At 62.8% G+C, this 24,384-nt stretch carries 22 protein-coding genes and 1 CRISPR repeat array; of the genes, 3 read left to right on the forward strand and 19 right to left on the reverse strand.

Features of this window, described 5'->3' with window-relative positions:
- Positions 1-25 precede the first annotated feature (25 nt).
- The 3 genes from L6Q21_RS06605 to L6Q21_RS06615 all read right to left on the reverse strand — a co-directional run bounded on the left by L6Q21_RS06605 (position 26) and on the right by L6Q21_RS06615 (position 2,588).
- Positions 26-1,240, reverse strand: a complete 1,215-nt coding sequence (locus L6Q21_RS06605) for a cytochrome P450 (RefSeq protein WP_237829905.1) — start codon at positions 1,238-1,240, stop codon at positions 26-28.
- 4 nt (positions 1,241-1,244) lie between these two features.
- Complete coding sequence (locus L6Q21_RS06610) at positions 1,245-1,469, reverse strand: hypothetical protein (RefSeq protein ID WP_237829906.1); 225 nt, start codon at positions 1,467-1,469, stop codon at positions 1,245-1,247.
- Positions 1,470-1,715: 246 nt separating this feature from the next.
- Positions 1,716-2,588, reverse strand: coding sequence for a LysR family transcriptional regulator (locus L6Q21_RS06615; RefSeq protein ID WP_237829908.1), 873 nt, complete (start codon positions 2,586-2,588; stop codon positions 1,716-1,718).
- 95 nt (positions 2,589-2,683) lie between these two features.
- On the opposite strand from L6Q21_RS06615, the gene bla reads away from it, so the two are divergent.
- Complete coding sequence (gene bla, locus L6Q21_RS06620) at positions 2,684-3,586, forward strand: class A beta-lactamase (protein ID WP_237829910.1); 903 nt, start codon at positions 2,684-2,686, stop codon at positions 3,584-3,586.
- A gap of 55 nt (positions 3,587-3,641) precedes the next feature.
- Positions 3,642-5,513: a CRISPR direct-repeat array (repeat unit 36 nt; unit sequence GTTGCCGCTGGACCGCGATCTCTGAACGACTATGCT).
- A gap of 72 nt (positions 5,514-5,585) precedes the next feature.
- Here bla and cas2 read toward each other — a convergent pair.
- From cas2 to L6Q21_RS06695, 15 genes are all read right to left on the reverse strand, one after another.
- Entirely contained in the window at positions 5,586-5,891 is a 306-nt protein-coding gene (gene cas2 / locus L6Q21_RS06625) for a CRISPR-associated endonuclease Cas2 (protein ID WP_255696783.1), read from the reverse strand.
- A 29-nt stretch (positions 5,892-5,920) separates the two neighbouring features.
- On the reverse strand, positions 5,921-6,850 hold the full coding sequence (cas1, locus tag L6Q21_RS06630) for a type II CRISPR-associated endonuclease Cas1 (protein WP_237829914.1): 930 nt from the start codon (positions 6,848-6,850) through the stop codon (positions 5,921-5,923).
- Between the two features lie 5 nt (positions 6,851-6,855).
- Positions 6,856-10,098 carry a type II CRISPR RNA-guided endonuclease Cas9 gene (cas9, locus tag L6Q21_RS06635; RefSeq protein WP_336246231.1) on the reverse strand — a complete coding sequence of 1,081 codons (3,243 nt, stop codon included), beginning with the start codon at positions 10,096-10,098 and terminating at the stop codon, positions 6,856-6,858.
- Between the two features lie 502 nt (positions 10,099-10,600).
- Positions 10,601-12,568 (reverse strand): AAA family ATPase, encoded by a 1,968-nt coding sequence (locus tag L6Q21_RS06640; RefSeq protein WP_237829933.1) that lies wholly within the window; start codon positions 12,566-12,568, stop codon positions 10,601-10,603.
- A 120-nt stretch (positions 12,569-12,688) separates the two neighbouring features.
- Positions 12,689-12,907, reverse strand: coding sequence for a hypothetical protein (locus L6Q21_RS06645; protein ID WP_237829934.1), 219 nt, complete (start codon positions 12,905-12,907; stop codon positions 12,689-12,691).
- 60 nt (positions 12,908-12,967) lie between these two features.
- The gene (locus L6Q21_RS06650; protein ID WP_237829936.1) at positions 12,968-13,540 is read right to left on the reverse strand and encodes a Fic/DOC family protein; all 573 of its coding nucleotides are present in this window, start codon (positions 13,538-13,540) and stop codon (positions 12,968-12,970) included.
- Positions 13,541-13,550: 10 nt separating this feature from the next.
- On the reverse strand, positions 13,551-13,748 hold the full coding sequence (locus tag L6Q21_RS06655) for a hypothetical protein (protein ID WP_237829938.1): 198 nt from the start codon (positions 13,746-13,748) through the stop codon (positions 13,551-13,553).
- A 334-nt stretch (positions 13,749-14,082) separates the two neighbouring features.
- Positions 14,083-14,565, reverse strand: coding sequence for a hypothetical protein (locus L6Q21_RS06660; RefSeq protein WP_237829940.1), 483 nt, complete (start codon positions 14,563-14,565; stop codon positions 14,083-14,085).
- 5 nt (positions 14,566-14,570) lie between these two features.
- Positions 14,571-15,278 carry a TonB family protein gene (locus L6Q21_RS06665; protein WP_237829942.1) on the reverse strand — a complete coding sequence of 236 codons (708 nt, stop codon included), beginning with the start codon at positions 15,276-15,278 and terminating at the stop codon, positions 14,571-14,573.
- Positions 15,279-15,343: 65 nt separating this feature from the next.
- A complete protein-coding gene (locus L6Q21_RS06670) occupies positions 15,344-15,652 on the reverse strand; it encodes a hypothetical protein (RefSeq protein WP_237829944.1) in 309 nt (102 codons plus the stop codon).
- Positions 15,649-15,939, reverse strand: a complete 291-nt coding sequence (locus L6Q21_RS06675) for a DUF3325 domain-containing protein (protein WP_237829946.1) — start codon at positions 15,937-15,939, stop codon at positions 15,649-15,651. The genes L6Q21_RS06670 and L6Q21_RS06675 overlap by 4 nt, the downstream gene beginning before the upstream one ends.
- Complete coding sequence (locus L6Q21_RS06680; protein ID WP_237829948.1) at positions 15,936-17,465, reverse strand: PepSY-associated TM helix domain-containing protein; 1,530 nt, start codon at positions 17,463-17,465, stop codon at positions 15,936-15,938. Before L6Q21_RS06680 ends, L6Q21_RS06675 begins: the two co-directional genes overlap by 4 nt.
- Before the next feature lie 44 nt (positions 17,466-17,509).
- Positions 17,510-20,014 carry a TonB-dependent siderophore receptor gene (locus L6Q21_RS06685; protein ID WP_237829950.1) on the reverse strand — a complete coding sequence of 835 codons (2,505 nt, stop codon included), beginning with the start codon at positions 20,012-20,014 and terminating at the stop codon, positions 17,510-17,512.
- 128 nt (positions 20,015-20,142) lie between these two features.
- Positions 20,143-21,102, reverse strand: a complete 960-nt coding sequence (locus L6Q21_RS06690; RefSeq protein WP_237829952.1) for a FecR family protein — start codon at positions 21,100-21,102, stop codon at positions 20,143-20,145.
- 90 nt (positions 21,103-21,192) lie between these two features.
- The gene (locus L6Q21_RS06695) at positions 21,193-21,702 is read right to left on the reverse strand and encodes an RNA polymerase sigma factor (protein WP_237829954.1); all 510 of its coding nucleotides are present in this window, start codon (positions 21,700-21,702) and stop codon (positions 21,193-21,195) included.
- Between the two features lie 108 nt (positions 21,703-21,810).
- Between L6Q21_RS06695 and L6Q21_RS06700 the strand changes: the two genes are divergently transcribed.
- Positions 21,811-22,038 carry a helix-turn-helix domain-containing protein gene (locus L6Q21_RS06700; protein WP_237829956.1) on the forward strand — a complete coding sequence of 76 codons (228 nt, stop codon included), beginning with the start codon at positions 21,811-21,813 and terminating at the stop codon, positions 22,036-22,038.
- 188 nt (positions 22,039-22,226) lie between these two features.
- Here the strand turns inward: L6Q21_RS06700 and L6Q21_RS06705 are convergent, their stop codons facing one another.
- Positions 22,227-23,024 carry an alpha/beta hydrolase gene (locus L6Q21_RS06705; protein WP_237829958.1) on the reverse strand — a complete coding sequence of 266 codons (798 nt, stop codon included), beginning with the start codon at positions 23,022-23,024 and terminating at the stop codon, positions 22,227-22,229.
- Between the two features lie 135 nt (positions 23,025-23,159).
- On the opposite strand from L6Q21_RS06705, the gene L6Q21_RS06710 reads away from it, so the two are divergent.
- Positions 23,160-24,362, forward strand: a complete 1,203-nt coding sequence (locus L6Q21_RS06710; protein WP_237829960.1) for an ABC transporter substrate-binding protein — start codon at positions 23,160-23,162, stop codon at positions 24,360-24,362.
- Positions 24,363-24,384 lie beyond the last annotated feature (22 nt).

Below are 24,384 nucleotides of genomic sequence, written 5' to 3' on the forward strand. Positions count from 1 at the left end.
CGCCCGCCCCTGCTCTCGCGGCCTGTCAAAGCGGCTCCACCTCGACGGGCAGGCTCGCCAGCCCGCGCAGCGTGTTGTTGTGGCGGCGAACGACCTCGCCCGCGATGCGGATCCGCTTCACCCGCCGCAGCAGAGCGTCCAGCACCAGTTCCCCTTCCATCCGGGCCAGAATCTGGCCGACGCATTGGTGGATGCCGGAACCGAAGCCCACATGCCCCGTGGTGCTGCGCGCGATGTCGTAGCGGTCCGCTTCGCTCCACCGGCGCGGATCGCGGTTTGCTGCGGCCAGCATCATCAGGATCTTGTCGCCCTCCCGCACCGGCGCCCCGCCGATTTCGGTATCGCGGGTGACGGTGCGGAAGAAGGTCTGCACAGGCGATTCGAAGCGGATCGCTTCATCGAAGGCAGGTTTCGCCAGCGCCGGCTCCTCGCGCAGGCGGGTCCACTGGTCCGGGAAGCGGGCCAGGCAATAGAGCGTCGCCCCGATCGCGTTCACCGTGGTGTCGAGCCCGGCCTGAAGCAGCGCCCGCACCAGCAGCGGCGCTTCGTCGTGGCCGATTTCGCCGCGGTCGGCCGCCTCGTGGATCACTAGGCCCAGCCCCGCCGACAGATTCTCGCGGCGCCCCTGCTCCTCGATCCATTCGAAGCTTGCCTTGGCGCGCGACGCTTCGAACAGGGCGTTGCGCGGGCCGAACGAGTTGAACAGCATCTCCGCGTGCGGCAGCAGCTTTTCGCGCCCCTCCCGCTTCATGCCCATCGCATCGGGGAACACGCGCAGGGGATAGCGCTCGGCAAGGTCGGCGATTGCGTCGAACCGGCGCCGTGCAGCCAGCGCTTCCACCATCGTCTCGGCCTCGGTGGCAAAGCGCGCGCGCAACATCTTCAGCACCGGCGGCGACAGCGCCCGGCTCAACACGCCGCGCGAGCGGCTGTGCAAAGGCGGGTCCGCCTCCAGGATCAGGCTCGGCAGGCGGAAGCGACCATGGCGTTCGAAATCCTCCATCCCGACGCCGCGCGCCGACGAGAAGCGGCCCCAGTCGGTCAACACCTCGCGCACATCCGCATAGCGCGCGACCGCACCGACATTGTAGCGCTCCAGCCAGACGAATGGCCCCGCGTCGCGCATGGCCGCATGCGCCGGATAGGGATCATCGAAAAAGGCAGCGGAGAAAGGGTCGATATCGAGCACCGGCACCTGAGGCGGCGGCGCGCTGTCATAAAGCGCGTGGGGGGACAGCATCGGTCTACTCCCTGATACGAGTTGATGGCGCGCCGGCAGGCGCTTCGCGCACTTTCGTCGCCGCCTGCACGGCTTCATGCCGCTGAAGGAACAGCCTGTTCCTGTCGGTCGCCGGTCTGCCGGCCTCCTTGTCCATCACCGCCAGGAGCAAGGCGCGCGGCGCCGAGCGACCAAATCCGACGCCGTCATCGGCTGCCTCAGCCTGCTGACAGCCAAACAGCAGTGCCAACAGCGCGGCACCCGGAAACCAGCGGGCGCGGCGCGTGCCAGCAGGACAAGAACGGCCACTCATTGCGTGCCTTCCGCAGCATTTCGCCCCTGGCCCTGGGCAGCCCAGGACTCTCCACTCACGGTGGCGATAGCCGGTATTTTCCTATAGTGTCAATTCTGTTTCGTATAGGAAACTTGTGGAATCAGGCATGTTCGACGCCGCCGGCACGGAAGGGGAGTTCTTCCGTGAAGCCAGCCGCGTTGATCAAACGAGATTTACCGATTGCACCAGCCAATTCCGAAACGCGATCATACCCGCAGTTTCAGGTCGGATGTGGAACCGGGTCAGCCAGTAGCGACCCATCGCAATTGACTTGTCGAAGGGCATGGCCAGATGCCGATTTGCAAGTTCGGCCTTGAACATTGCTGGCGGCAGCAACCCGACGCCCACTCCAGATGCAACCGCTTTCGCAATGGCCAGCGAAGTATCGAAAACAGGCCCCGTCAGCCTGGGCGCTTCCAGGCCAGCAGCGGCGAACCAGGCCGGCCATTCCTCGGCGCGATAAGAGCGCAGCAAACTGTGCTTCAACAGATCGGCAGGGGCTTTCAAATCGGGCAGCAGGGAAGGGGCGCACATCACCGACAGCGGCGCTTCCAGCAGAGGCGTTGAATGCACGCCGTGCCATGACCCATCGCCGAAGCGAATGGCAAAGTTCAATCCCTCGCCTGCAAGTTCAGGTTTGTTGTTGTTGGTGAGAATGCGGAGATCGACTTCAGGGTGCCGAACTGCGAACTCCTGCAGTCTTGGCAACAGCCATCCGGTGGCAAAAGTCGATACCACACCCAGCGTGACAACCTCGCGGATCTGCCCGCCGGCAAGAACACCGAGCGCATTGCCGATCCGGTCGAACGAGTCACGTAATGCGGGAAAAATTGCCGCACCCTCATCTGTCAGCATGACCCCCCGAGGCAGGCGGCGAAACAGGGTGAGGCCCAGCCGCTTTTCAAGCGCCTTGATCTGATGGCTGAGCGCCGCCTGGGTAACGCAGAGCTCTTCCGCTGCGCGGGTAAAACTCAGATGGCGTGCTGCGGCCTCGAAAGCCCTGAGGGAATTGAGCGGGATCCGGGACCGGTCCATCCTGACTCATTAGATTAGTTCATGGCAAAATTGAAATCATCTCGTTTGTCCGCGTCTGCGACAGGCGCAAAACTTGATGTCTGCAGGAGCAAGGCATGATCGAGAGACGGGAATTTCTGGCTGTGTCGGTGGCGCTGACGGCCGCTATGAAAGCAGAATGCGGCATGGCCGCGCCGAGGCAACGCTTCCACGCTGTCGAACGCCTGCGTGAACTGGAAACCGGCGCAGCGCGGCTTGGTGTCTGCTTCCTCGACACCGCCACGCTCGAGCAGAGCGGGAACCGCATGGACGAGCATTTCGCCATGTGTTCGTCGTTCAAGCTGGCCTTGGTGGGCGCTTGCCTGCGCGAAGCCGACGCCGGCAGGTTAAACCTTGCGGAAATACTGCCCTATACTCAGGCCGATCTTCTCACATGGTCGCCAATAACCCGCGAGAATCTCCGCGAAGGCGGAATGAGCATCGCAGCCCTGGCCGAAGCGGCACAGATATTGAGCGACGGCACGGCAGCCAATCTGTTGGTCAGGCGGCTGGGCGGTCCTGCCGGAGTAACTGCGAAATTTCGCGGCATGGGGGACGTGGTGACGCGGCTCGATCGGTATGAACCGATGTTGGGCATGGTCCTCTCCGCGGATTTGCGCGACACGACCACGCCGCTTGCCATGGCCCGGCTTGTCGGGCGTCTGACGACAGGCGACATTTTATCGCCAGCCTCGCGCCAAATTCTGCTTCAATGGATGGTGGATACCAAAACAGGTCCAAAGCGTATCCGCGCCGGCCTGCCTGCCGGCTGGCGGGTGGGCAATAAAACCGGAACCGGTCGCGACATCGGGATCACGAACAAGTGCAATGATGTCGCCATCATCTTTCCGCCGCACAGAGCCCCAGTCATTATATCGGCTTACTTCGACAGCGGGGAGTTTACCGACCAGGTCGAAGACCGGCATCAGGCGGTTTTGGCTGAAGTCGGGCGCATTGCAGCCGAATGGGCAATGGCCTAGCCACCTGGCGGAGAATGACCATGATTCCGTCGGCGAGCGCCATGTCGGTGGTGAAGTTGCCGCTGGACCGCCATCTCTGAACGACTATGCTGAACTTCGACATGCCGCGCACGCCGACCGCGTTGCCGCTGGACCGCGATCTCTGAACGACTATGCCATCGACGACATCGCAACTGTGGTGATCGAGTTGCCGCTGGACCGCGATCTCTGAACGACTATGCCATCGACGACATCGCAACTGTGGTGATCGAGTTGCCGCTGGACCGCGATCTCTGAACGACTATGCTGGCGCTGGGATGATCAGATGTTTCCTTCGGTTGCCGCTGGACCGCGATCTCTGAACGACTATGCCAAGCTGAAGTAGAGCAAGATGATGTTCTGGTTGCCGCTGGACCGCGATCTCTGAACGACTATGCAACATGTTTCCGTTCGCGTCGCTTCGTGCTGTTGCCGCTGGACCGCGATCTCTGAACGACTATGCCCTTGGAGCCGTCGTCACGCTCCATTGGAGGTTGCCGCTGGACCGCGATCTCTGAACGACTATGCTCCCGCCTACGGAAACGAAGCGCCGTGACTGGTTGCCGCTGGACCGCGATCTCTGAACGACTATGCACTCGGGACCAAGCGTAAGTGTCACGAACCGTTGCCGCTGGACCGCGATCTCTGAACGACTATGCTGTGCCCTACGTCATGCGTTTCGCAGGTGTGTTGCCGCTGGACCGCGATCTCTGAACGACTATGCTTCGTCTCGGCCGTGGAGCCGCCCGGGATCAGTTGCCGCTGGACCGCGATCTCTGAACGACTATGCTAATTCATGGCGACCGGCAAGGGGCCGCTGGGTTGCCGCTGGACCGCGATCTCTGAACGACTATGCTTTTCGATGAAGCGGATCACGCGCTGCCCGCGTTGCCGCTGGACCGCGATCTCTGAACGACTATGCTCTCCACGCCGATCATCCAGCAGGCGATTTCGTTGCCGCTGGACCGCGATCTCTGAACGACTATGCTCGCCGACATCTTCGCCCATGGACACCACTTGTTGCCGCTGGACCGCGATCTCTGAACGACTATGCTCCAATAGTCATTGGTCGGCGGTCCCGACAGTTGCCGCTGGACCGCGATCTCTGAACGACTATGCTTTTCCGCTTGCTTTCAGCTTGGCGTCGAACGTTGCCGCTGGACCGCGATCTCTGAACGACTATGCTTTTCGGTGCGGACGGAGGCGGAATTCATGAGTTGCCGCTGGACCGCGATCTCTGAACGACTATGCTCCCGGAATTTCTCATAGCTGAGATAATCGAGTTGCCGCTGGACCGCGATCTCTGAACGACTATGCTGATGCTTACAAGGCCGTCGAGCGTCCTGCAGTTGCCGCTGGACCGCGATCTCTGAACGACTATGCTCATCGTTGGAATATCCTCGGGCGAGAGACAGTTGCCGCTGGACCGCGATCTCTGAACGACTATGCTTCCAGAACTTCGCGCACGTCGCACTGAAGGGTTGCCGCTGGACCGCGATCTCTGAACGACTATGCTATCTCGCTGCGCCCGTTTGCCGGCAATCGTGTTGCCGCTGGACCGCGATCTCTGAACGACTATGCTGCAGCAGCTCGAGCAGATGCGGCGAGAGCAGTTGCCGCTGGACCGCGATCTCTGAACGACTATGCTTCAGTCCGTGCCGTCCCGCCAGCCCCAGAGTTGCCGCTGGACCGCGATCTCTGAACGACTATGCTTCCACGGCTAACGACCCCGTCCTCTGGATGTTGCCGCTGGACCGCGATCTCTGAACGACTATGCTTCTCATCCGGAACGTCTATGCGGCTCTCGCGTTGCCGCTGGACCGCGATCTCTGAACGACTATGCTCGCGAGGGGGATGGAAAAGGCCGAGCGGAGTTGCCGCTGGACCGCGATCTCTGAACGACTATGCTAGATGTTCCATTATCTTATTGAATCTCAATGAATAATGTCGCATCCAGCATAGCCTGAAATGCTGCATATCCTCAGAAAAGCGCAAGTTGATCGGGGTTTTTGCGTTGTCGTCGCCTATGCTGGCCTGAGAAGCGGACAATGTTTTCATATTGCCGATCCGTGAAAGTCAGAATGTGGATATCGCCCTTTTCAGGCAGGTTTGCCTCGATTCTTCGGCAATATGCTTCATAATTTTCCTTGCCGTTGCAGAAACGAGCATAGACTGAAAACTGGCTTTTCTCAAAGCCTTCGTCCAGCAGATATTCCCGAAATCTGGTCGCCGCCCGCGATTGTTCGCGCGTGAGGACCGGAAGATCGAACATCACGAAAATCCACATCAGGCGATACCCACTGAGCCGGGTCGCGCTCACGGCTCGACCAGAAGCGAATCAAGCCCCGCAAGTTCGAGAGCCGAGGGTGGCGCCGGAATCCAGAGGTCGGTCGCCCGGCCGCTCTGAAAGGCGCCGGCGAGCGTCTGGCAGAGACGCGTCACCGCGTTGGTCAGCGTGGTCGTTCCGGATTCACCCGGCAGGTCCAGCGCAATCAACCGGGCGAAAGCGCGTTTGGCTCCAGGAGTGACGGTGGCTGTCCCTGCAGCCAGAAGCCGAAGCGCCAGCAGATCGACCAGCGGCCGGAAAGGCTCGATCACATCGTCCGCAAGCGCGAAGGCATTGCCGCGATTTGCATGGTGCACGCCAATGGAAGGATGCAGTCCGGCCGCGACCACGGCTCGCGCGCAAAGCGAGCGCAGGATGGTATACCCATAATTCAGCAAGGCGTTCGTTCCGTCTGCGCCCCGATCGCGGCGGAAATCCTCGCCCATAAGCAGCGGCCAGTAGCGCCGCGCAGCCTGAGCCTCGACATTGTCCGGATCCCCCGAACCGACGCGGCGTGCCAGGAGATTGAAAGGCTCATGGTTTTTCCCGGCAGCCGCCAGAGCCGCGCCTTGCCAGCGGATCTTCGCCACCACAAGCCGCCGCCAAAGCTGCTTTGAAAGCGGGCGTCCTGCCTCCCATTGCGCGCGCATGCGCCCGTTCTGCGCGTGATGGCCATCGAGCGGCAGGCAGACGGCGACCGGGGCATGGTTGCTGCCGCACAGCAGCAGGATCGCCCCGCGCTCGGCAAGCGCGACGACAAGATTGGTCGACCAGGTGACTCCATGCGCGTGCACGATCACTGCCGCGATGTCGTCAAGCGGCACGCGCCCGACTTCGACACGATCTTCGGCCACGACCAGAAAGCCGCGATGCGCGGACAGGTGGCGGCCATCGGTGGCGATGTCGACAATCCGCTCCACGCTTCTTACTCCACCCTTTTCCGCCGCGTGGCGCGGCGGGCGGTGCGCGCCGGAAAGCCGGGATCCCGCACCCGGCCGATTTCGTCCACACCCACCTTTCGCGCGCGCGCCCTTTTCAGCCCGCCCGCAGTCGGGGCGATATATTTGAACGGATCCTGGTCGTTCGAGGCGGAGTCGCGCCGTTTCAGATCGCCTGCCTCGTTCGGCGCGGCGAGCGTCACCTGGCCGCTCTGGCCAAATTTCACGACGCGCATCAGCCGGCGCTCGCCGCCATCCGGCTCGATGGCGATGATGTCGTCCTGATGCAGGCTCAGCACGCGCCGGGCGGCGGGGTGCGGGCGGGGCCGCTCGCCAGGCTGATGCGCGTCGAACATCGAGACGACGTCGGAGAGCCATTTCCCATCCGGCAGTTCCCACACGTCATAGCGATAATTGGAATCGCCTTTGTAGCCCTTGTAGGCCCGGCCCGTTGCATCACGAATCGGGATCACCGTCAGCGGCTCGGTCAATCGCACGCGGCGAATGCCGCGAAACTGCAGCGGGCCCGTGCGGGAAAAGCGGACGAGCGCCTGCTCGAAAGCCTTGTCTGCAAGCCCCGCCGTCGCGCCATGGAGGGCGACGCGCAAATCCGGGTCGCGGATCGCCGCCACGTCTGCGGGCTTGAGGCTGCCAAGCGGCTTGCGGCGCACGACGATCGAATTGCCTTTGGCGTCCGTCTCGCCGGTCAGTCCATAGGCGGTGTCGTTGTGGAGGCGTCCGGCAGTCGAGCCATTGCCATGGCCGGCCGTACCATGATCCGGGCGATGGCTGACGACGATTCCGCGCACGACCTCCGCCACCTCATCGCGGAAACCGTCCCAGGGGGCGGGGATATGGATGCGCTCGCGGCCTTCCTGCCCCTCCAGGCCGGAGGCGCGGGCAATGGCGTTGAGCATGCCGCGGTCGACGATGGCGACGACAATCGCATCGATGGCATGGTGGCGGTGATCGAGCCGGTTCTTGGGCTGGTCGCCGCCGGCATAGTTATGATCGGGCAGCAGATCGTTTAGGCCCAGCTTGCGGCGGACCATTTCGGTCAACCGGCCGGGGGAAACCCACACCTTGCCGCTGCCTTCGCCGGTTTCGGGATAAAGCGAAGACAGATAATCGCGCGCCAGCCGCGAGAGATACTGCGTATCGACCAGTTGCCGGGCGAGGAAGCCGCCATCGGCGGAGAAGCGCGCCATCGAATCGGGCTCGAAGCGCCAGCGCTTGCCGCGCGGCAGGCGGGAGGCGCGCTCGGCGATTTCGGCCCATTGCGCCGTGCCGCCCCAGGCCTCCCAGGGTGAACGCTTGCGTTTGAAGCGGTTGGCCTGTGCGATGCAGACCAGCTTGTTGCCGTTGCTGTCGTCCAGTGTAGCGGTGAAGGGCAGGATATGGTCTATCTCGACCGCGCCGGGCCTGAACAGCATATCGATCGAAATCTGTTCGCCGGAGTAGATGCAGCGGCGATCGAGGCAGTTCCCCGGATTGAGTTCTTCCCACAGCTTCAGCAACGCGCGGTTGGCACCGGTGTCGGGCTGGCCGATCTCCGCCAGCTTTGCCGAGCGCTTTTCCGCCGCCAGTCGGTTCTCGTTATTCTCGCGGTTGTGGCGCTTCTTTTCCTCGTCGGTCAGCTTCAGCTCGCGCGCCAGCTCGATCGCGATCTCGGCGGGCGGCCCGAAACGCTCGATCAGCCTGTTCACCGTGCGCCGAAGCTGATTGAGCCCGATATGCACGGTTGGGTTGGTCAACTTCCCAAGCCGCTTTTCCTCCGGATGGTCGGGGTTGCCGCTGCCCGGCATCACATGGCGATCGAGCACAGCGCCATAATAGGGCAGGCTCTGGCGAATCTCTCCGGTGCGGAAATCGCTGTGGTGCAGCCCCAGCCGTTCGACCGCCTCGCTGTAGACGACCACCCGCCCATCGCCATCGCGTTCATGGGTGAGCGCATCGATCAGCCCGCGGGTGACGCTCTCGCCGAAGCGGCCATGCCCTTGGGGAAGGCGCGCGGCGGCGATCGCCTTCGTCGCCTCTGGCGGCAGATCATGCGCCTCGGCGACCCAGTCGCGAAAAGCCGCGACATCCGCATCGCTCTCCGCCGCTTCCAGCCGTTCGACGATCGCATATTGCGCCTCGAACGACAGGTGAGCCCAGCGCGTGCCAAAGCGGGTTTTGCCGCCCATTACCGCGGCGACTTCATCGCCTTTCAGCTTCGTGCGATTCTCGCTTTCCTTGTTGAAGCGCGCATCCTCGTCGAGACGGAGCGTCTTGCGCAGCGTTTCGAAGCTGACTTCGGCCTTGTCCTTCAGTTTCAGCACCAGAAGGTCTCGCTGTTCCGGCGTCAGCCGCTCAGCCACCTTTCCCGCGCGGACGATCCTGAGCGCGTTCACTTCCTCCAGCAGCCGGCGGCGCTGGAACAAAGGATGCGCCTTTGCCAGCCGCGTCTCGCCGTTGCCGAAGGTGCAGGTGCCGATCTGAGGCGTTTTTAGCGGGCGCTGGTGGAACAGAATTTCGAACAGCCGGTCATGAACCTCTGGCGTCAGAACCTCGGGATGGTGCGGCGCCTGCGCGGCCCAGATCGCGTCGAATTCCTCTTCGATCAGCGCGCGGCCGGGGTAGAAATCATAGCCCATGCCCTTGGCAACCGCGCCTTCCTCCGGGCGCAGCCGGGTGCGAACCGACAGCCCCTCCGGATACTCCTCCGTCCCCTGACGGCGGCCGTGCAGCCATTCCCCGAACGTCCGGGCGCCGCTGTCGGCGATGGCGGCCACCAGCCGATCGACGCCAACCGCTATCTTGCCGGAATCGTCGTCGGGCCGATCGGCCTTGCGGTTGGATTTGAAGCCGCGCCGCTGGTTCAGATGCCAGACCGCCCGGCCAAGGTGCGGCAACGGTAGCGCCTCGTCCAGCGCGCGGGCCCGCAGGGCGAACGGATCGAGTGTATTCAGCGCCTTGCGCTCGGCTTCGTCGGCTGGAAACAGCCCGTCCGCCACCAGATATTTCATCAGCGCGCGCTGACGCTGCAAAAAACGATCGCGGCGCCGACGCGTGGCGCGGGCATCGCGGCGGTTGACTGCGAGTGACGCGCCGGACTTCGGCTCGCGTCCGTCGGAAAAGATACGGGAGCCGGCTGCGAGAATGCGACCTGGCGCGCCATCTGCATTTAGTTGGATCGCCGCCCACCCGAGCGAGTTGGTGCCAACATCTGCCCCCAAACGCCAATACATGATTCGTTACTTCCCCTTTCAGCCATGATCATTCGTTTCAATTACATAATCAAGGTCGTAATTACGTAAACGCCCACCCACACGATGACAGTTATGGATTTACAATAAATGAGATCTGAGCATAGACTGATTTGATTAAAACTCCTTCCATAAGAGACGAAGTGAATCGAGAGGACATCTGTCGGTTCAACCATTCGATTACAACCATGTTATGTCGATGACGGTCGATTACGGCTTGACCGAGGGTGGCATGAAAGCTATTTTGAATTTTCAGAGATCGCGATCTGGCGGCTAACAAGTGTCAGTACGCACCAGATAAGGCCAGCGCCACGGCGCTGGCCTTTTTGGCTTCTGGATACCGTTCTGAGCAGATTCGCCACCTAGGCGCAGTATGTATTTGAGGCGAGTGACAATCATCGTCCATATAACGTGCCTGCCTCTCAGCAGACAGGGAGTGTCAGCTATCGCCATGCCTCGACACTCAATCTGATCAGCGCCCCTTTCAAAAGCCGATCCTGCTGCCGTGTTCGGGTTTCACCACGCTTTCCAATCGCAGCCGCTCGACGATCTCCAGCGCATCGGCGACAGGTGCATGTCGAAGCTGCCGCGCCACCACCGAGAAATCCCCCGGCGTCAGGTTGCGCAGTTCCGTCAGCTCCGCAGGCGCCGCCATCCCGAAGAAACGACCGAAGGCCTGCGCCGCTTTCGCGCCTCCAAGCGGGCGCAATTCCAGCTTGAACACGAAGCGCCGCAAAGTCGCGGGATCGAGCCTTCCGGCGTGGTTGGTGGCGGCGACCACCGGCAATGGGTGACGGTCGAGCCAGCCGAGCAACTCGTTGACCTGCCCCACTTCCCAACTGTTGCGTGCGGTCGTCCGGTCGAACAGCAGCGAATCCACCTCGTCGAACAGCAGCACGCCCTCGCGCCGCCGGGCTTCGGCAAAGGCGTCGGCGATCCGCGCCTCCGTCTCGCCGACCCATTTGGAGAGCAGGTCCGAAGCGCGCTTGACGATCAGCGGCCGGTCGAGCGCCCGGGCCAGATGATGGGCGAGCGCGGTCTTGCCGGTCCCGGGCGGACCGATGAGCAGCAGCGAGACATCGGCTGCACCACTCTCGCGCAGAGCGGCGAACAACGGTGCGATCGGCCGGTCGGTTTCGAACAGATCGAGGTCGAGCGCTTCCGCTCCATCGGCCGGCAGGTCGCCTCCGCGAAGCGCGCGGACCAGAGCGGCAGCGGCGCGAACGCCGCCATCCCCCTCTTCCGCCAGCCGGGCCGCGCGCGCCGCGACACGCAGCACGGTCGCGGTTTCCGGCGCGCGTTCGATCAGCCGCTGGAAGCCGTCGCCGGGCCGCACCCCTTCATCGCGAGCGACCCGGTCGAGCATCCGCAACGCGGCGCGGCGCGGCGGCAGGTCGAGCTTCACCACGAAGCTCATCCGCCGAAGGATCGCATCGTCGATATTGCCGATGGCGTTGGTCGTCCAGATCACCGGCACCGCATTGGCCTCCAGCATCCGGTTGACGAACACCTTGCTGCCTTCCCGCTTGGAAAACCAGTCGCCCGAAGAGCGTTCCGTCCCGCCGATCAGATCTTCCATCTCGTCGAACAGCAGGGCAGCCCCACCACGGGGCGCCAGCAGCCTTTGCGCAAGCTGCAGCGCATGGACCCGATCCAAGCGCGTCGGTTCCTCGCCATCCTCATCCGCTTCCCCGATGCCGTGCAACGTCACGTCCGCGGCAGCGGCAAGCGTCTTGGCGAACTCGGTCTTGCCGGTGCCTGGCGGGCCGTGGATCAGCAGGTTGATCCCGACCGCGCGCGCCCGAATCGCGCCGCGCAGCAACCGCGCGAGGAAATCGGCATCGGCGACATGCGCAAAGTCGCCGAGATCGAGGCTCGTCGACTGGCGATTGCCTGCCAGCGCGTCGATCATCGCCGCGCCGGACGGCGGCGCGCGATCGAGCAGCCGTTCGAGCATCCAGCGGATGTCGATCTGCACCTCGCCCTGCCGGTTGGCGGCAAAACCGATCAGCCCCAGCCGCAGCACCGGGCTGCGCCGCGCCATCCGCTCCGCGTCATGCGGCTCCGCGCCGGCAAGTTCGCCTAGCAAGGTGGGAAGATCATGCCCATGCCGGGTCAGGATCCTGAGCAGTCCGGCCGCGCGCGGCAATCGATCGCACGCGATCATCAGCCTGAGCAGCGCGCCATCGAGCGGCTCCAACCCGAGCAGCGACGCCAGCTCTTCTGCGAGTTGCAGCACTTGCGGGCGCGCGGCGTCATGCGCCCGCTCCGCCGCGACGCCGCGAAGCAGGTCCTCCCAGCCCAGTTCCGCATCCGCGGCCTGCGAACGGCCCGTCAGCCAGTCGGCGTGCGGCTGCACCCATTCGACGATCGCCTTCGCGATCGGTGCGGTCGCAGGCTGCCCGCGACCGGCCCGGAGCAGCATGCCCCGGACGATCTGATATTCGTCCATGATGTCCCACTTCGCCGCGAGGCGACGCGCGCACGCGTCCCTTCGACTGTCTTCAGATGTTCGGATTTCTCGAAGCGCGGCAGCGGATCGCCCGCCCTGCCGCAGCGCCGTGGGGGACGCTTACGAGAAGGGCTGGAAACCGGCGGGCACGACGCCCCGAATGACGGCCAGGTCCAGCAATGCATTTCTCCAACGCATCACCGCGATCATGGTGATGCGGCGGCGCCGATAGCCGAAAAGCGCCACCACGACAATAGCGCAGCCGTCACCACGGCGCTCGCCATCGTCGCAAGGAAACTCCGTGCCCCAGCCTGCCGGAATTCCCGCGCCTCGATCCATTGCGTCATCTGCATATCCGTCTCGGCGGGACGCTTGACCCCGATGTCGCAGTCACCGGAATCAGGCCGCCAGATCGTGGAGCAACGCCCGGAGCAGAGGCGTCTGTCCATGGAAGCTCGCGATCATGGCCTGAAGCATGGCCTCCGGATCGAGCCGCTCCAACGTCAGCGGGTGCCCGGCACGATCCGCCAGCCATGCCATGAAGGCGAGCTGGGTGCGCCCATTGCCTTCGCGGAACGGATGGATGTGATTGAGGTCGGCGAGAAAAGCCGTGGCACCATCGACAAAAGCACCCCGGTCCCGCTTGCGAAGCCCGTCGTCGGCGCCGAGCCGCGCGAACAGCTTGACCATTTCGGGCTCGATATATTCGGGATAGCAGAACGCACTGCCTCCTTTGGCGAGGCGGACCGTCCTGAACTTGCCCGCCCAGATATAGACATCCTGGAACAGATGCCGGTGGATGGCGCGATAATGCGCGACGCCGAACCGGCCGTTGGGCAAAGGCTCGGTGGCGCGAGCAGTGGTGATCTCGGTCTCGAAGGCTTCGAGACTGGCCGGTTCGGTCAGGTTCAGGCGATTGCGGAGGACTTCGGCGCCCGGATAGCAGTAAGGATCGTCGAACGCTTCATGCACAGGGGCAGGGTCACGCTTTCGCGGCGTATTTCGCAATGATGCGCTGGCGACGCTCGGCGGGCGTGGCGCGACGGCGATCGTCCGCAAGAAACTCCTGTTTCGCCTCCTCGGACAAATAAATGCCTTCGACGGCGCTGATGGAGGCGAACCGCGAAAGGCCCAGGGTGAAGTTTTTCCCGTCCCGCTCCGCTTGCTGTTTCGCCATCATGACCTCCTGAGTAGCGCAACCAACTATAAGCCAGCCATCGGGATTATGCACATCCCCCTTCAACGATCGAACAGAGTAAGCCTACGACATGCGCCTTTGGCCTATTCGCCTCACCTGGCTTATGCGCGGATCGCCGTGCCCGCTCTGGCGATCTCCGCACAGCATGATCGTTATGGCATGGCCGCCACCGCCCAATTCATCGCTCAGGCGATACCAGGGGCCATAGCGCGTATTCGCGCCGCGGGGCTGAGGATGTGCGTCCCGAACCGGTTGCGATTGCTTGGCTCGAAAGCTGACAGTTCTGGATGAGATCGACGAGCGGGCAGCTTCCGAACTACTCGGGGCAGGAGATATAGCTGCACGTATCGGGTTTTCCCGGACATCGCTCGACAGCTTGCGTCGAGCCCACAGGGTTTTCGCGTTTCGCAAAGATGTCCGAAACTATGTCTAAGGCCCGCAGCCGCGCGCCGTAGAGCGTCAACGGCGTCAACCGCAGCCGCAGACCTTCGAGCAGACCCGCACAGCGTGCGATGGCGATGAGAAGCGCGGGATCATCCGGCGCGCTTCTGTGGCCAGCGACGCGCTGCGCCTCGGCCAGCCACGCCAACAGGCGCAATTCATCGGCGCCGACCCACGGCGAATCCACCGGCCGCACGACAAGGCCGTTGTGTTCAGCCAACCGCCGAAGATCGGCAAAGGCCCGGAGTTGCGCAGCGGCGGGTGAGCGTTCCCCGCTTGACAGGCCGATCGTGCCACCGCGCAGCAACGCCAGCGCCTTGCGCTCGACATGGGAGCGACGGCGCAGGGCAACGGACATTTCGATCATCGCATGAAGAACTCGACCGGCACGACCAGTTCGAGCGTGTCGCCGGGCTTGTCGTCCGGCGGCTTGGGGAGCGGCGACGCCCGACGGGCAAGCGCGACGGCTTCGCGATCCAGTTCGGGGAAGCCGGACGACCGTTCGAGCCGCGACGACAGCACCTTGCCTTCGCGGTCCATGACGAAGCGGATATAGGGCACCCCCTGTTGCCGTCGCGCCATCGCGGCACGCGGATAGCGCCGCTCCTTATGCAAGGCCGCCAGAACGCGCCCCTCCCATGTGTCGTGGGCATTGCTCGCCACCTGGGGCGCTGGCGGCGCGGGCATGGTACTGGGCGCGGCCGTTTCCGGTTCTTTCGGGCTGGGATCGGCGGGGCTGGGCGTCGTGACGGGAATCGGCACCGATACCGGCGCGACCGGAACTATGATTGGTTCGACCGGCTGCACCCTGCGCGGTGCCGATTGTTCCTTCTTCTCAACCGGCTTGGGCGCTTCTTTTTCCTGCGGTGGCGTTTCTGGCGGCGAGGCTTCCGCCCGCAGGTTCACCACCGTCAGCGCGGACGGCGGTTTGACCGGGACGACCTGGCTGATGGTGATGAAGAATCCTGCCACGGCCGCCGCGAAGATCGCGACCGTGCCGGCCAGGCCAATGATGCGGCTGCTTGCCGGGGGCGCATAGACGCTCCGCTCGGTTGGTGCCGGAGCATCCATCGGGCGCAGGGGCAGAACGGGCTCGTCCGCTTCTTCCCGCTCATCCCGAAAGGCGACAAGTGGCTTCATGGATATGTTCCGGGCGACAGGGGAAGGACGGCCAGCGCGAGCGGCAGGCCCAAAGCGAGCAGCCAGCCCCACGCCCGCGCCGCGCTGCGCGCATGAAACGCCGCCATGGCGATGACGGCGAAGATGGCGAAGCTCGACAGCGTGGCGGCGGTGACGGCCTCGACCCGGCTCATGCCGATCCGCGCCAGCAGGAGCGACAGAGCAACGGTCGCGAGCGAGGTCAGTCCATAAGCGCCCAACGTCCCCGCAACGATGCGGAACACCGCCGACCAGCGCCCGCGCGCCTGTTCGGTCAGGCGGATCATGGCCGCACCTTTCGCCTGATCCGATCGCGATTGGTATTGGCGGTGACGACCAGCGCCGCCGCCATTGTCAGCCATCCGAACCAGGCCACCGCGCCATAGCCCCAGCCAAGGCCCAGCCCGGCAACCGCGAAGGCCAGCGCCAGCGCGGCGAAGCCGGACAGGCGCAGGGTGCGGCCCAGCGAGGGGGGCAGCTTGCGACGGAGCCAATCCTGTTGATGCCGAGGCATGGCGAGCAGCAGGAGGGCGAAGCCCGTCAAGGACAGAAGGAAGGTTGCCGCGTGGATCATAGGGCCGCCTCGGCCGTCATGCGCTTCTTACGAGGCAACGCCTTAGGTTTGTGGGTTGCGACCTTCCATGCCGTGAAGGCGCAAGCGGCCGCCATTGCCAGCATCACAAGGTCGAAGCCGACAAAGACCCAATCCCCCGCGATCAGGCTGGGGATCAGGCCGCGCGGCGTGGTCAGGGCGTTCACCGCAGGCACCAGGGCATAGAGCGCCGCGCAGGCGGACAATGCCTCCAACCATGCCCGCTTTGTGGGGCGAGCAATAGTCCAGACGAACACAGCGCCCCAGACGATGAACAGGCTGTTGATCTCCCAATCGGCGCGGTTCGCCACGTCCAGTGGTAACAGCCGATTGGCGAGGAAATAGACCGCGATCCCGGCGCATGATCCGGCGATCACGCCGATGTTCAGCCGCTCGACCAGCCGGAAGCCGAAATGGGGCCGCGTCGGATCGGGCAGCTTGGCGCGGCGCTTCACCGTCCACAGGACAAGCCCGCTCGCCACCATCACCGTCCCGCCGATGCCGGACAGGAAATAGAGCCAGCGCAGAACCGGGCCGGAGAAGCGGCCCGCGTGCAGGTCGATCATCACCGTCTGCGTGACCCGCGCGCCGCCTGCTGTTGACGGCGCTTGCAGCACTTCGCCGGTGACGCCGTTCAGAAAGACCGCGCTTCGTGTGCCAGCGAGCCGATCATAATGCGGCCATGCCTCGACAATGGCATTGGCATCACCCGGATTGCTGATGGCGATATAGCCGGGATCGTCACCCGTCAGGGCGGCTTTCGCCCGGCCGACCAGTTCGGGCAGCGGTAGCAGCGACGCGGTCTTACCTCTCGCTTCCGCCTTGGGGCCAGGAGGGAAAGCCGCCTCATAATAAGCATCCGTTGTCGGGAAATTGGCGGTGATGGCCCAGGGCATCAAGGTGAACAGGAGCGTGACCAGCCCGGTGTAAGTAATCATCAGGTGGAAAGGCAGCGCCAGAACGGCGGTGACATTATGTGCGTCCAGCCATGACCGCTGCCCCTTGCCGAAGCGAAGCAGAAAGAAATCGGCAAATATCTTCTTATGCGTGACGATCCCTGAAAGGACCGCCACCAGCATGGCCAGCGCAGCGACGCAGACGAGAGTGCGCGCCCACATCACCGGCATATAATGAAGATCATAGTGGAATCGGTAGAGGAACCAGCCACCACTCGTATCGCGAACGGCGACTTCCTGCCCGCTGACAGGATCGAGCTTCGCCTCGCCGGATGCTCCCATAACGCCTTCGCGTCGTTCCCAGGAAATCGAAAGTGGCTCGCCGCCGCGACCGAGCGGCAGCGATATAGTCCAGTGTGCCGCATCCTGCGCTTTAGCCGAGAGATGGACTGCCGCCCTGTCCAATGCCTCGCGTGACACCGCGCCATTGCCGAGTTCGGGCCGCATCCAGCAGGAAATCTCCTGCTGAAAGAAAGCGGTCGTTCCAAAAACGAAAATGGCAAACAGCAACCACCCAGGCAGGAGTCCTGCCCAGGTGTGAAGCTGCGCCATCGACTGACGGAATGACATCACCGAGATGCCGTTTTCCGCCCGTATCAGAAATTGGCCTTCACGGTCAGCAGGACGCTGCGTGGTTCGCCATAGAAACCAGTCTCGAACAGGCCGAGACCCGTATAGTATTTCTTATCAAACAGGTTTTTTACATTAAAACGGGCGTTGATTCCATCGGTTATCCGGTATTCGGCAAAGAGATCGACCAGCGCGTATGAGCCTTGTGTGAAGCGAGCGTAACCGACGTCTTCAATCGGACTCCAGATGTTGCCGAAGAATTTGCTCTGCCAGTCAATACCTCCCCCGACTGTAAGCCGGTTGAGGGCGCCGCCCGGATTGTAGCTTGTGTGCAATTTGGCGACGTGCGCCGGTTGGGTCGTCTGCAGCATGGTGCTGAAAAGCAACTGGCCATCGCCATCGCGGACATGACTATAGGTGTAACCTCCGGATATATTCCAACCCTGAAGCGGCGTGCCGCTGATCTCCAGTTCGACACCTTTCGATTTCGCACCGGGGACGACATCATAGACCTGAATGTCCTGCACCAACCCAAGATAGACTGCGAGGTTGGTTTGCTCGATCTGGAACAACGCCGCACTGGCATTGAGATTGCCATCGAGCCAGCCTCCCTTGATACCTGCTTCATAGCTCTTTCCCTTCATGGGAGGCAACTGATTGAAGTTCGTATCTAGGTTTTGCTGGATTTGGAAAATGTCAGTATAGCTTGCGTATAGAGATAGATTCCTATTCAAATCGACTATTACGCCAGCATATGGGGTCCAGACGTTTTTCTCTTCATACGAAATATTTAAGTTCGGTGTTGCGACATCGTCGTAATAGTTGTTTGTAAAAACCCGATGATTGGTCAGGCGCGACCCCAGCACGACGCGCAATCCTTCCACCGGATTGAGATGGGCGGCGAAATACAGGCCGTCCTGCCGCTCGCCATTCTTGTAATTGCCGGCCAGCGGAATGGCCGGTTCCGGGTAGAGCCCGTTCCAGTCATAAATGCTGCCCTCAAAAGCCGGATAGATCGAATTGTATAAGGGGCCATCGATGTCCGAGCGGGACCAGCGATACCCCGCCACGATTTGATGCTCGCGCCCCAGCAGATGCACGGTGCCCTTCACCTCGGCATCGACAGTATTCTGGATATGATCGTTCGCGAATTTGCCGATGAAATAGAACATGCCTTCACCAGTTTCCCGGTCGGGATTGCCGCCGCTGGCGCTACCGAGCATAGAGTCAAGCTTGGATCGCATGCCGTCGAATTTTAGCTTCAATGACCAGTCTTCGACCAGTTTCTGTTCGATACTTCCGAAGATCGTGCGCCTTTTGATGTCCCGGCGACTCCAGCGCGCGCCTGGATTGAACGATCGCTCCCAGTCGGTTGGCGTTCCATCTGTGAACATCATTGGGAAGCCGGTCCAGGTCGAACCGCGGGGGGTGAGAGTCCTATAGTCCAGTCCGGCTGTCACGAGCGTCGTCGGCGTGGCATCGGCTTCAATGATACCGTAGAGGATGTTCTTGGTTTGCTTATAATGGTCCTGCCATGACTGCTGGTCCTGTATAGCGGCTACGAAACGGCCGCGAACCGTCCCCCCTTCTGTCAGCGGACCACTGATGTCGAGTTCGCCGCGATAATTCTGCCATGATCCGATCATTCCCGTCACAGAGGCCTGAAACTTTTCCGTGGGACGCTTGCGGATCATGTTGACGAGGCCACCGGGGGTTCCTGCTCCGCTCAGCAGGCCTGCCGCGCCTTTCACGATCTCGATCCGATCATAGATGGCGGTGTCGGTAAGCGTGGCTCCCCCGTCCAGAACTCCGTCATAAGCGGCAGAAACGCCGTCCTGTTGAATGTTGTCGATGGAAAAGCCGCGCGTCTGGAAGCCCAGGCGCTCACTATCGAGATTCTGGATGATGACGCCGGTTGCGCTACGCAATGCGTCAGCGATCGACGTCACGCCCCGATCGTCCATCTGTTGCCGCGTGACGACCGAGACGGACTGGGGCACCTCTCGTGGTGTGAGCGGAAGGCCGGTGGCTGTGCTGGACAACCGCGCCGTGTAGCTGCCCGTTCCTTCCGTAGCGGCCGGATCGCTGGTCAAACTGGCATAAGAGTTGGAGGTAGCAACACCCTCTCCCTCGACCCGCACCGGCCCAAGCTGGATCGCGCCATCCGCCGATTGCGGCGCGGGCTCCAAAGTGAAGATGTTGGGGCCGGTGTGCCGGAAGGTTACCCCCGATCCGGCCAGCAGCCGGGACAGCCCCTCCGCTACGCCGAACTGTCCTTTGAGGCCCGCCGAACTACGCCCCTGCGTCAGCGCCGCATCATAAAGGATTTGCGCGCCGCTCTGTTCGCCAAAACTGTTGATGGCATCCGCGAGCGAGCCAGCGGGAATGTCATAGCCACGGACGGCTTGCGCCGTTGCCGGAGCGGGAAGCGCGAGCGCGGCGGTGGCAAGACCCGTCGAGGTCAGAAGGATCGCCCCCAGCGCCGAGCGCAATGGACGGATGTTCGCGGTTTGGCTACCCTTGGAAATCACGCTCTTGGTTCCCCCGAAGCTGTTAAGGCACTGTCAGGACCTTTCGCTAATGCGAATTGCCCTCATTAATGCAGACTGTCGGGATCGCGATTTGGAAACCTCAAACGCGAAATTTTTCCATGTCGCCGTCAGGAGTGGAGCAAGATCACCCGATCGGTAAGCCGGGTCGAACGGATTCCAAGCGTCCGCTGGATCACGTCGATGCTGCCCACAGGATCGCGGACGTCGAACGTGCCGCTCACCGGGCGATTTGCCAGATGGTCGCCGATCACCCCGATATAGCCGCGATGATAGCGGCCCAATTCCGCCACGACCTCGCCCAGTGGACGGTTGACGATCCGCATGCGCCCTCTGGTCCAGGCATCGGCATCGGCCACTGAAGCGGGCCGGGAGCCGTCCAGGCTGTCAGCGTCATACTCGATCGCTTCGCCTTCGAGCAGCACGGCCGATTGTCGTTTCAAGGCGACACGCACGCTATGTTCCGTGACGGTGACGCGCGCGCCGTCGCCGATCTGCCGGACGAGGAAGCGCGTTCCCAGCGCCGTGCTGGTGCCGTTCCCGGCTATCACGGAGAAGGGGTTCGCGGGATCGGGCGCGACCCGGAACGCGGCTTCCCCCTTCAACAGCGTCACCGTTCGTCCATCGGGCGCGAACGATATGGCGCTGCCGGTGTTGAGCATCGCGGTCGAGCCATCGGGCAGCGGGATTTCCCTGATCTCGCCCCTCTCGGTCATGGCATCGGCCCGCAAGTGCGTCGATATGTCGTTCTCCAGGACGATGAACAGCGCGAGGCTGGCCGCGATCGCCCCGCCGATCCATTGCCGCCGATGGTTGCGCGTCGGCTGCGCCCATCGCCGCGGATTGCGACGCACTGGACGAGGGGCCGGAGCCAGCATCGGCGCGTCCATCGATTGCCAGACCGCTGCCGCACGCTCGAACGCAAGGGCGTGCTGCGGATCGGACGCGAGCCATTGTCGAAGGCGGGCTTCATCCTCGGCCGTCATGTCGCCCGATTCGCGTTCGGCAAACCATTGCGCGGCTTGCCTGTTGACCTGTTTGGGAATTGGCGGCTCTCCACGCATCGTCATATCTCCGCGAGCAGAGCGTCGCCAGAACTCCGCTTGCCCCCACTTCTTATGACGACCGAAAATGCGAAATGGAAACCTGTCCGCCCGGATTCATTCATCCGGATCGAGCCGATCCAGGCAATGCGCCATGGCCTGCGCGATGTAGCGCGTGACCATCTGGCGGCTGAGTCCGAGGCGGGAGGCGATTTCACTTGCGGGCAGACCCTCGACGCGGCGCATGTGGAGAATCTTGCGGCACCGGGGGGACAGTTCCCGCACGGCCGATTGAACCAGCCCCAACGCCTCGCGATCGAGCAGCATCCTTTCCGCCAGCGGGCTTTCGTCCGCCACGTCTTCGGAAAGCGGCCCTTCCTTGAACAACTCGCCATGACGGTGATCGGCCTTCGCGCGGTCCACGGCAAGGTTGGTTGCCAGCCTGAACAGATAGGCCCGCCTGTTAGCGATGGGCGGGTCGTCCTCGACCCGCTGGACGCGGAACCACAGGCTTTGTGTCACGTCCTCGGCTGCGGGAACGCTACCGACGATACGCTGCGCGAGCCGCACAAGCGATGGGCGCTCGGCAAGCAACAGGCGGGTCAAGGCAATGGCGTTCGTCGGCATCGCCACGGCCTTAGCGCATGTTGCGATCAATTCGCAACTGTCCGCATTGCGCAAATGTAGAGCATACTCCGTGGTGAAATACTCTGCACGGCGGTGCTATGCAGGCACATGGAGACACGGGACATATTGGCGCGCAACCTCAAGCGCATCCGCCTTGAACGGGGCTTGTCGCAGGAGGAACTGGCGCACCGCGCCGACATCGACCGCACCTATATCAGCGCGCTTGAACGCCGGGTCTATGCCGCCAGTATCGACGTGATCGGGCGGATCGCCAAGGCGCTGAACGTCGAACCCGCCGCTTTGCTCGCCAAGCCGGTCAAGTCGAGATCGAAATAGCCTTCGCTACTCGTCGGCAAGCCCTTCACCCTCCAACATGCGCGCGAAGGCGTGCCGAGCGAGCATTGGAACAGGACGGCCTTCTGGCACAGCAGCAGCCGCGCATTTAACTTCTGATCATGCCCGCCCGGAGCATGTCCTGCAGCGGCTCCAGTCCCAAAGTGTCTATCATTGCCATTCGAAACAGATCAGGTGCTGGCAAGGCGAAGTGCGCGCGGAATGGCTGCCGACACGATGGAGGCATGGTCCTCTCCCGGCAGCAAATGAAAGGCTGCGCCGCCGTCTCCCAACTGTGACTGAAGCTGCATCCCAAGCTCGCGCGCGGCTTCGATCATGTTTCGCTGCGAACGCCGTTTCCGGACGCTGTCGGCGTTCTCAAGCGCCGCCTGCCAAGGCGGAAGCGGGCCTTCCCATTCGCCGGCCAGCAACAGCACGCGACTGCTCCCACCCACCGCAATCCCCGCCGGCTGCAACTGTTCGCTATCCCACCAGATGGACGGGCTGACAGCGATGAAGCGGCTGAAGCCATAGCCTCCGTGCGTGAGCGCCCAGAGCGTGAAATAGCCCCCCAGCGAATGGCCGAACAGCGCCAGCCGGCCGCCGTCCAGCGGTGCCGGAACGGATTGAATGACCTCGCGCCGCAGGAACTCGAGGAAGTGGCGCCCACTGCCACCGCGTGAACCTTCCTCTCCTTCTGTCGGGACGAAGTCGGTGAAATCCGTCTCGCGTCGCGCTTTGTTGTCATCACCCGCGTGCGCGATCCCAATCAGCACCATCGGCTCAACAGCCGTTGCGTCGGGCCGTCGGGCCATGCGCTGCAACGCCTCGGTTGCAGTTGCAAAACAGCCGTCGGCATCAAGCAGGAGAAGGGCAGGCCAGCCGTTCACGGGCGCCGGTCCGTCAGGCAGGCAGAGGCTTATATGATAGGCATATCCGTCATGGATTGCGCGACGCTCGGTCAGCTGAAATCGAGGGTCTGCCTTCATGCGTCTGCGTGCGCACGGCAGGTGGAAGCTTGCAAGGCCGGAATCCTTCAGATGCAGTTTTTGGATTGATATTGCACATCAAACTCAATAGCTGATGAACCAAGGCCTTTGCAACTCAACAGGGACGCGTCGAGCATGGGGAAAATCGCACTGAATGTTGGGAGATCAGAGCCCGGAACGATCGCGCTTTCAAGGCTTTCGCGGGTGCTGCCGGGGATCGTCGCCCTGGGTGCCTTGCTGCTGCTTCCTGCCTGCTCGCCCCAGGCGGATTCTGCAAAGACCGAACACACGGCTCCCCTTGTCGATCTGCGCGGTCGCCCGATCGAAATCGGCGCCCCGGCTACGAAAATTGCCATCGACGACAGCCGCTATCTCGTGGCGCTGGGGTTGATCCATCCGGACCCGGTGTCGCTGCTGGTGGCCTGGCCAAAGGATGTGAATCGGCTGGGCGAGGAAACCTACCGGCAGTTGCTGGCCAAGTCCCCCCAGTTGGCTGACCTTCCGAAGATCGGCAGCTCGGCCGGAGCCTTCGATGCAGAATCGCTGCTGGCCGCAAGGCCGGATGTCGCGCTGCTCTCGCTTGAAAGCGGCGTGACTGAGGCGCAGATCGCACAGCTCGAGCAAGCGGGCATCAAGGTCGTGGTGCTGGATTTCGTCCAGCAGCCGCTTGAGAATCTGGAAAACAGTCTGCTGCTGCTGGGCAAGCTCACCGGCCGTGAGCAACAGGCGAAGAGCTATATTGCCTTCCGCGCCGAGCATATGAAGCGGGTTTCCGATCGCATTGCCAAGCTGCCTGCAGCGGCTCGGCCGACCGTGTTTCTGGAAGCGCATGCCGGGATGAGCAAGGAATGCTGCAGCTCGCCCGGCCGCGGCAACATCGGCAACTACATCGACTTTGTCGGCGGGCATAACATCGGCGGCGACGTGATCGATCAGCACTGGGGCAAGCTGAACCTCGAATATATCATCTCGCGTGATCCGCACGTCTATATCGCGACCGGCGGCCCCCATCTTGAAAAGGCCGGTGGGCTGGTGCTGGGCGCCGGCTATGATGCCGAGACGGCGCGCGCTTCGCTTGCTCGCATGGCAGCCCGGCAGGGGATATCCAGCCTTTCGGCGGTGCAGGCAGGGCGTGTGCACGGCTTTTCGCACCAGTTGATCAACTCGCCGCTGGATATCGTCGCAGTGGAGCGGTTTGCCACCTGGATTCACCCGGAGCTGTTCGCCGATGTCGACCCGGCGGTGACGCTCGACGAGATCAACAACCGCTTTCTCGCGGTGCCGGCGAAGGGGATCTACTGGATCGACCTGAAGCCGGAAGCCGTTCAGCCAAACTGATGCCTCTCAACGCATAGGAGAA

The organism is Sandaracinobacteroides sayramensis (assembly GCF_022014495.1).
GTDB classification, from domain to species: Bacteria; Pseudomonadota; Alphaproteobacteria; order Sphingomonadales; family Sphingomonadaceae; genus Sandaracinobacteroides; species Sandaracinobacteroides sayramense.

Excerpts from the sequence above, each read along its gene's own strand:
- L6Q21_RS06675 (WP_237829946.1), bottom strand. The coding sequence starts at position 15,939 with ATGATCCACGCGGCAACCTTCCTTCTGTCCTTGACGGGCTTCGCCCTC.
- L6Q21_RS06615 (WP_237829908.1), bottom strand. The coding sequence starts at position 2,588 with ATGGACCGGTCCCGGATCCCGCTCAATTCCCTCAGGGCTTTCGAGGCC.
- L6Q21_RS06665 (WP_237829942.1), bottom strand. The coding sequence starts at position 15,278 with ATGGATGCTCCGGCACCAACCGAGCGGAGCGTCTATGCGCCCCCGGCA.
- bla (WP_237829910.1), top strand. The coding sequence starts at position 2,684 with ATGATCGAGAGACGGGAATTTCTGGCTGTGTCGGTGGCGCTGACGGCC.
- cas2 (WP_255696783.1), bottom strand. The coding sequence starts at position 5,891 with ATGTGGATTTTCGTGATGTTCGATCTTCCGGTCCTCACGCGCGAACAA.
- L6Q21_RS06670 (WP_237829944.1), bottom strand. The coding sequence starts at position 15,652 with ATGATCCGCCTGACCGAACAGGCGCGCGGGCGCTGGTCGGCGGTGTTC.
- L6Q21_RS06700 (WP_237829956.1), top strand. The coding sequence starts at position 21,811 with ATGGAGACACGGGACATATTGGCGCGCAACCTCAAGCGCATCCGCCTT.
- L6Q21_RS06690 (WP_237829952.1), bottom strand. The coding sequence starts at position 21,102 with ATGACGATGCGTGGAGAGCCGCCAATTCCCAAACAGGTCAACAGGCAA.
- L6Q21_RS06710 (WP_237829960.1), top strand. The coding sequence starts at position 23,160 with ATGGGGAAAATCGCACTGAATGTTGGGAGATCAGAGCCCGGAACGATC.
- L6Q21_RS06655 (WP_237829938.1), bottom strand. The coding sequence starts at position 13,748 with ATGATGGCGAAACAGCAAGCGGAGCGGGACGGGAAAAACTTCACCCTG.
- L6Q21_RS06645 (WP_237829934.1), bottom strand. The coding sequence starts at position 12,907 with ATGGATCGAGGCGCGGGAATTCCGGCAGGCTGGGGCACGGAGTTTCCT.
- L6Q21_RS06680 (WP_237829948.1), bottom strand. The coding sequence starts at position 17,465 with ATGGCGCAGCTTCACACCTGGGCAGGACTCCTGCCTGGGTGGTTGCTG.
- L6Q21_RS06705 (WP_237829958.1), bottom strand. The coding sequence starts at position 23,024 with ATGAAGGCAGACCCTCGATTTCAGCTGACCGAGCGTCGCGCAATCCAT.
- L6Q21_RS06695 (WP_237829954.1), bottom strand. The coding sequence starts at position 21,702 with ATGCCGACGAACGCCATTGCCTTGACCCGCCTGTTGCTTGCCGAGCGC.
- L6Q21_RS06640 (WP_237829933.1), bottom strand. The coding sequence starts at position 12,568 with ATGGACGAATATCAGATCGTCCGGGGCATGCTGCTCCGGGCCGGTCGC.
- cas9 (WP_336246231.1), bottom strand. The coding sequence starts at position 10,098 with ATGTATTGGCGTTTGGGGGCAGATGTTGGCACCAACTCGCTCGGGTGG.
- L6Q21_RS06605 (WP_237829905.1), bottom strand. The coding sequence starts at position 1,240 with ATGCTGTCCCCCCACGCGCTTTATGACAGCGCGCCGCCGCCTCAGGTG.
- L6Q21_RS06660 (WP_237829940.1), bottom strand. The coding sequence starts at position 14,565 with ATGTCCGTTGCCCTGCGCCGTCGCTCCCATGTCGAGCGCAAGGCGCTG.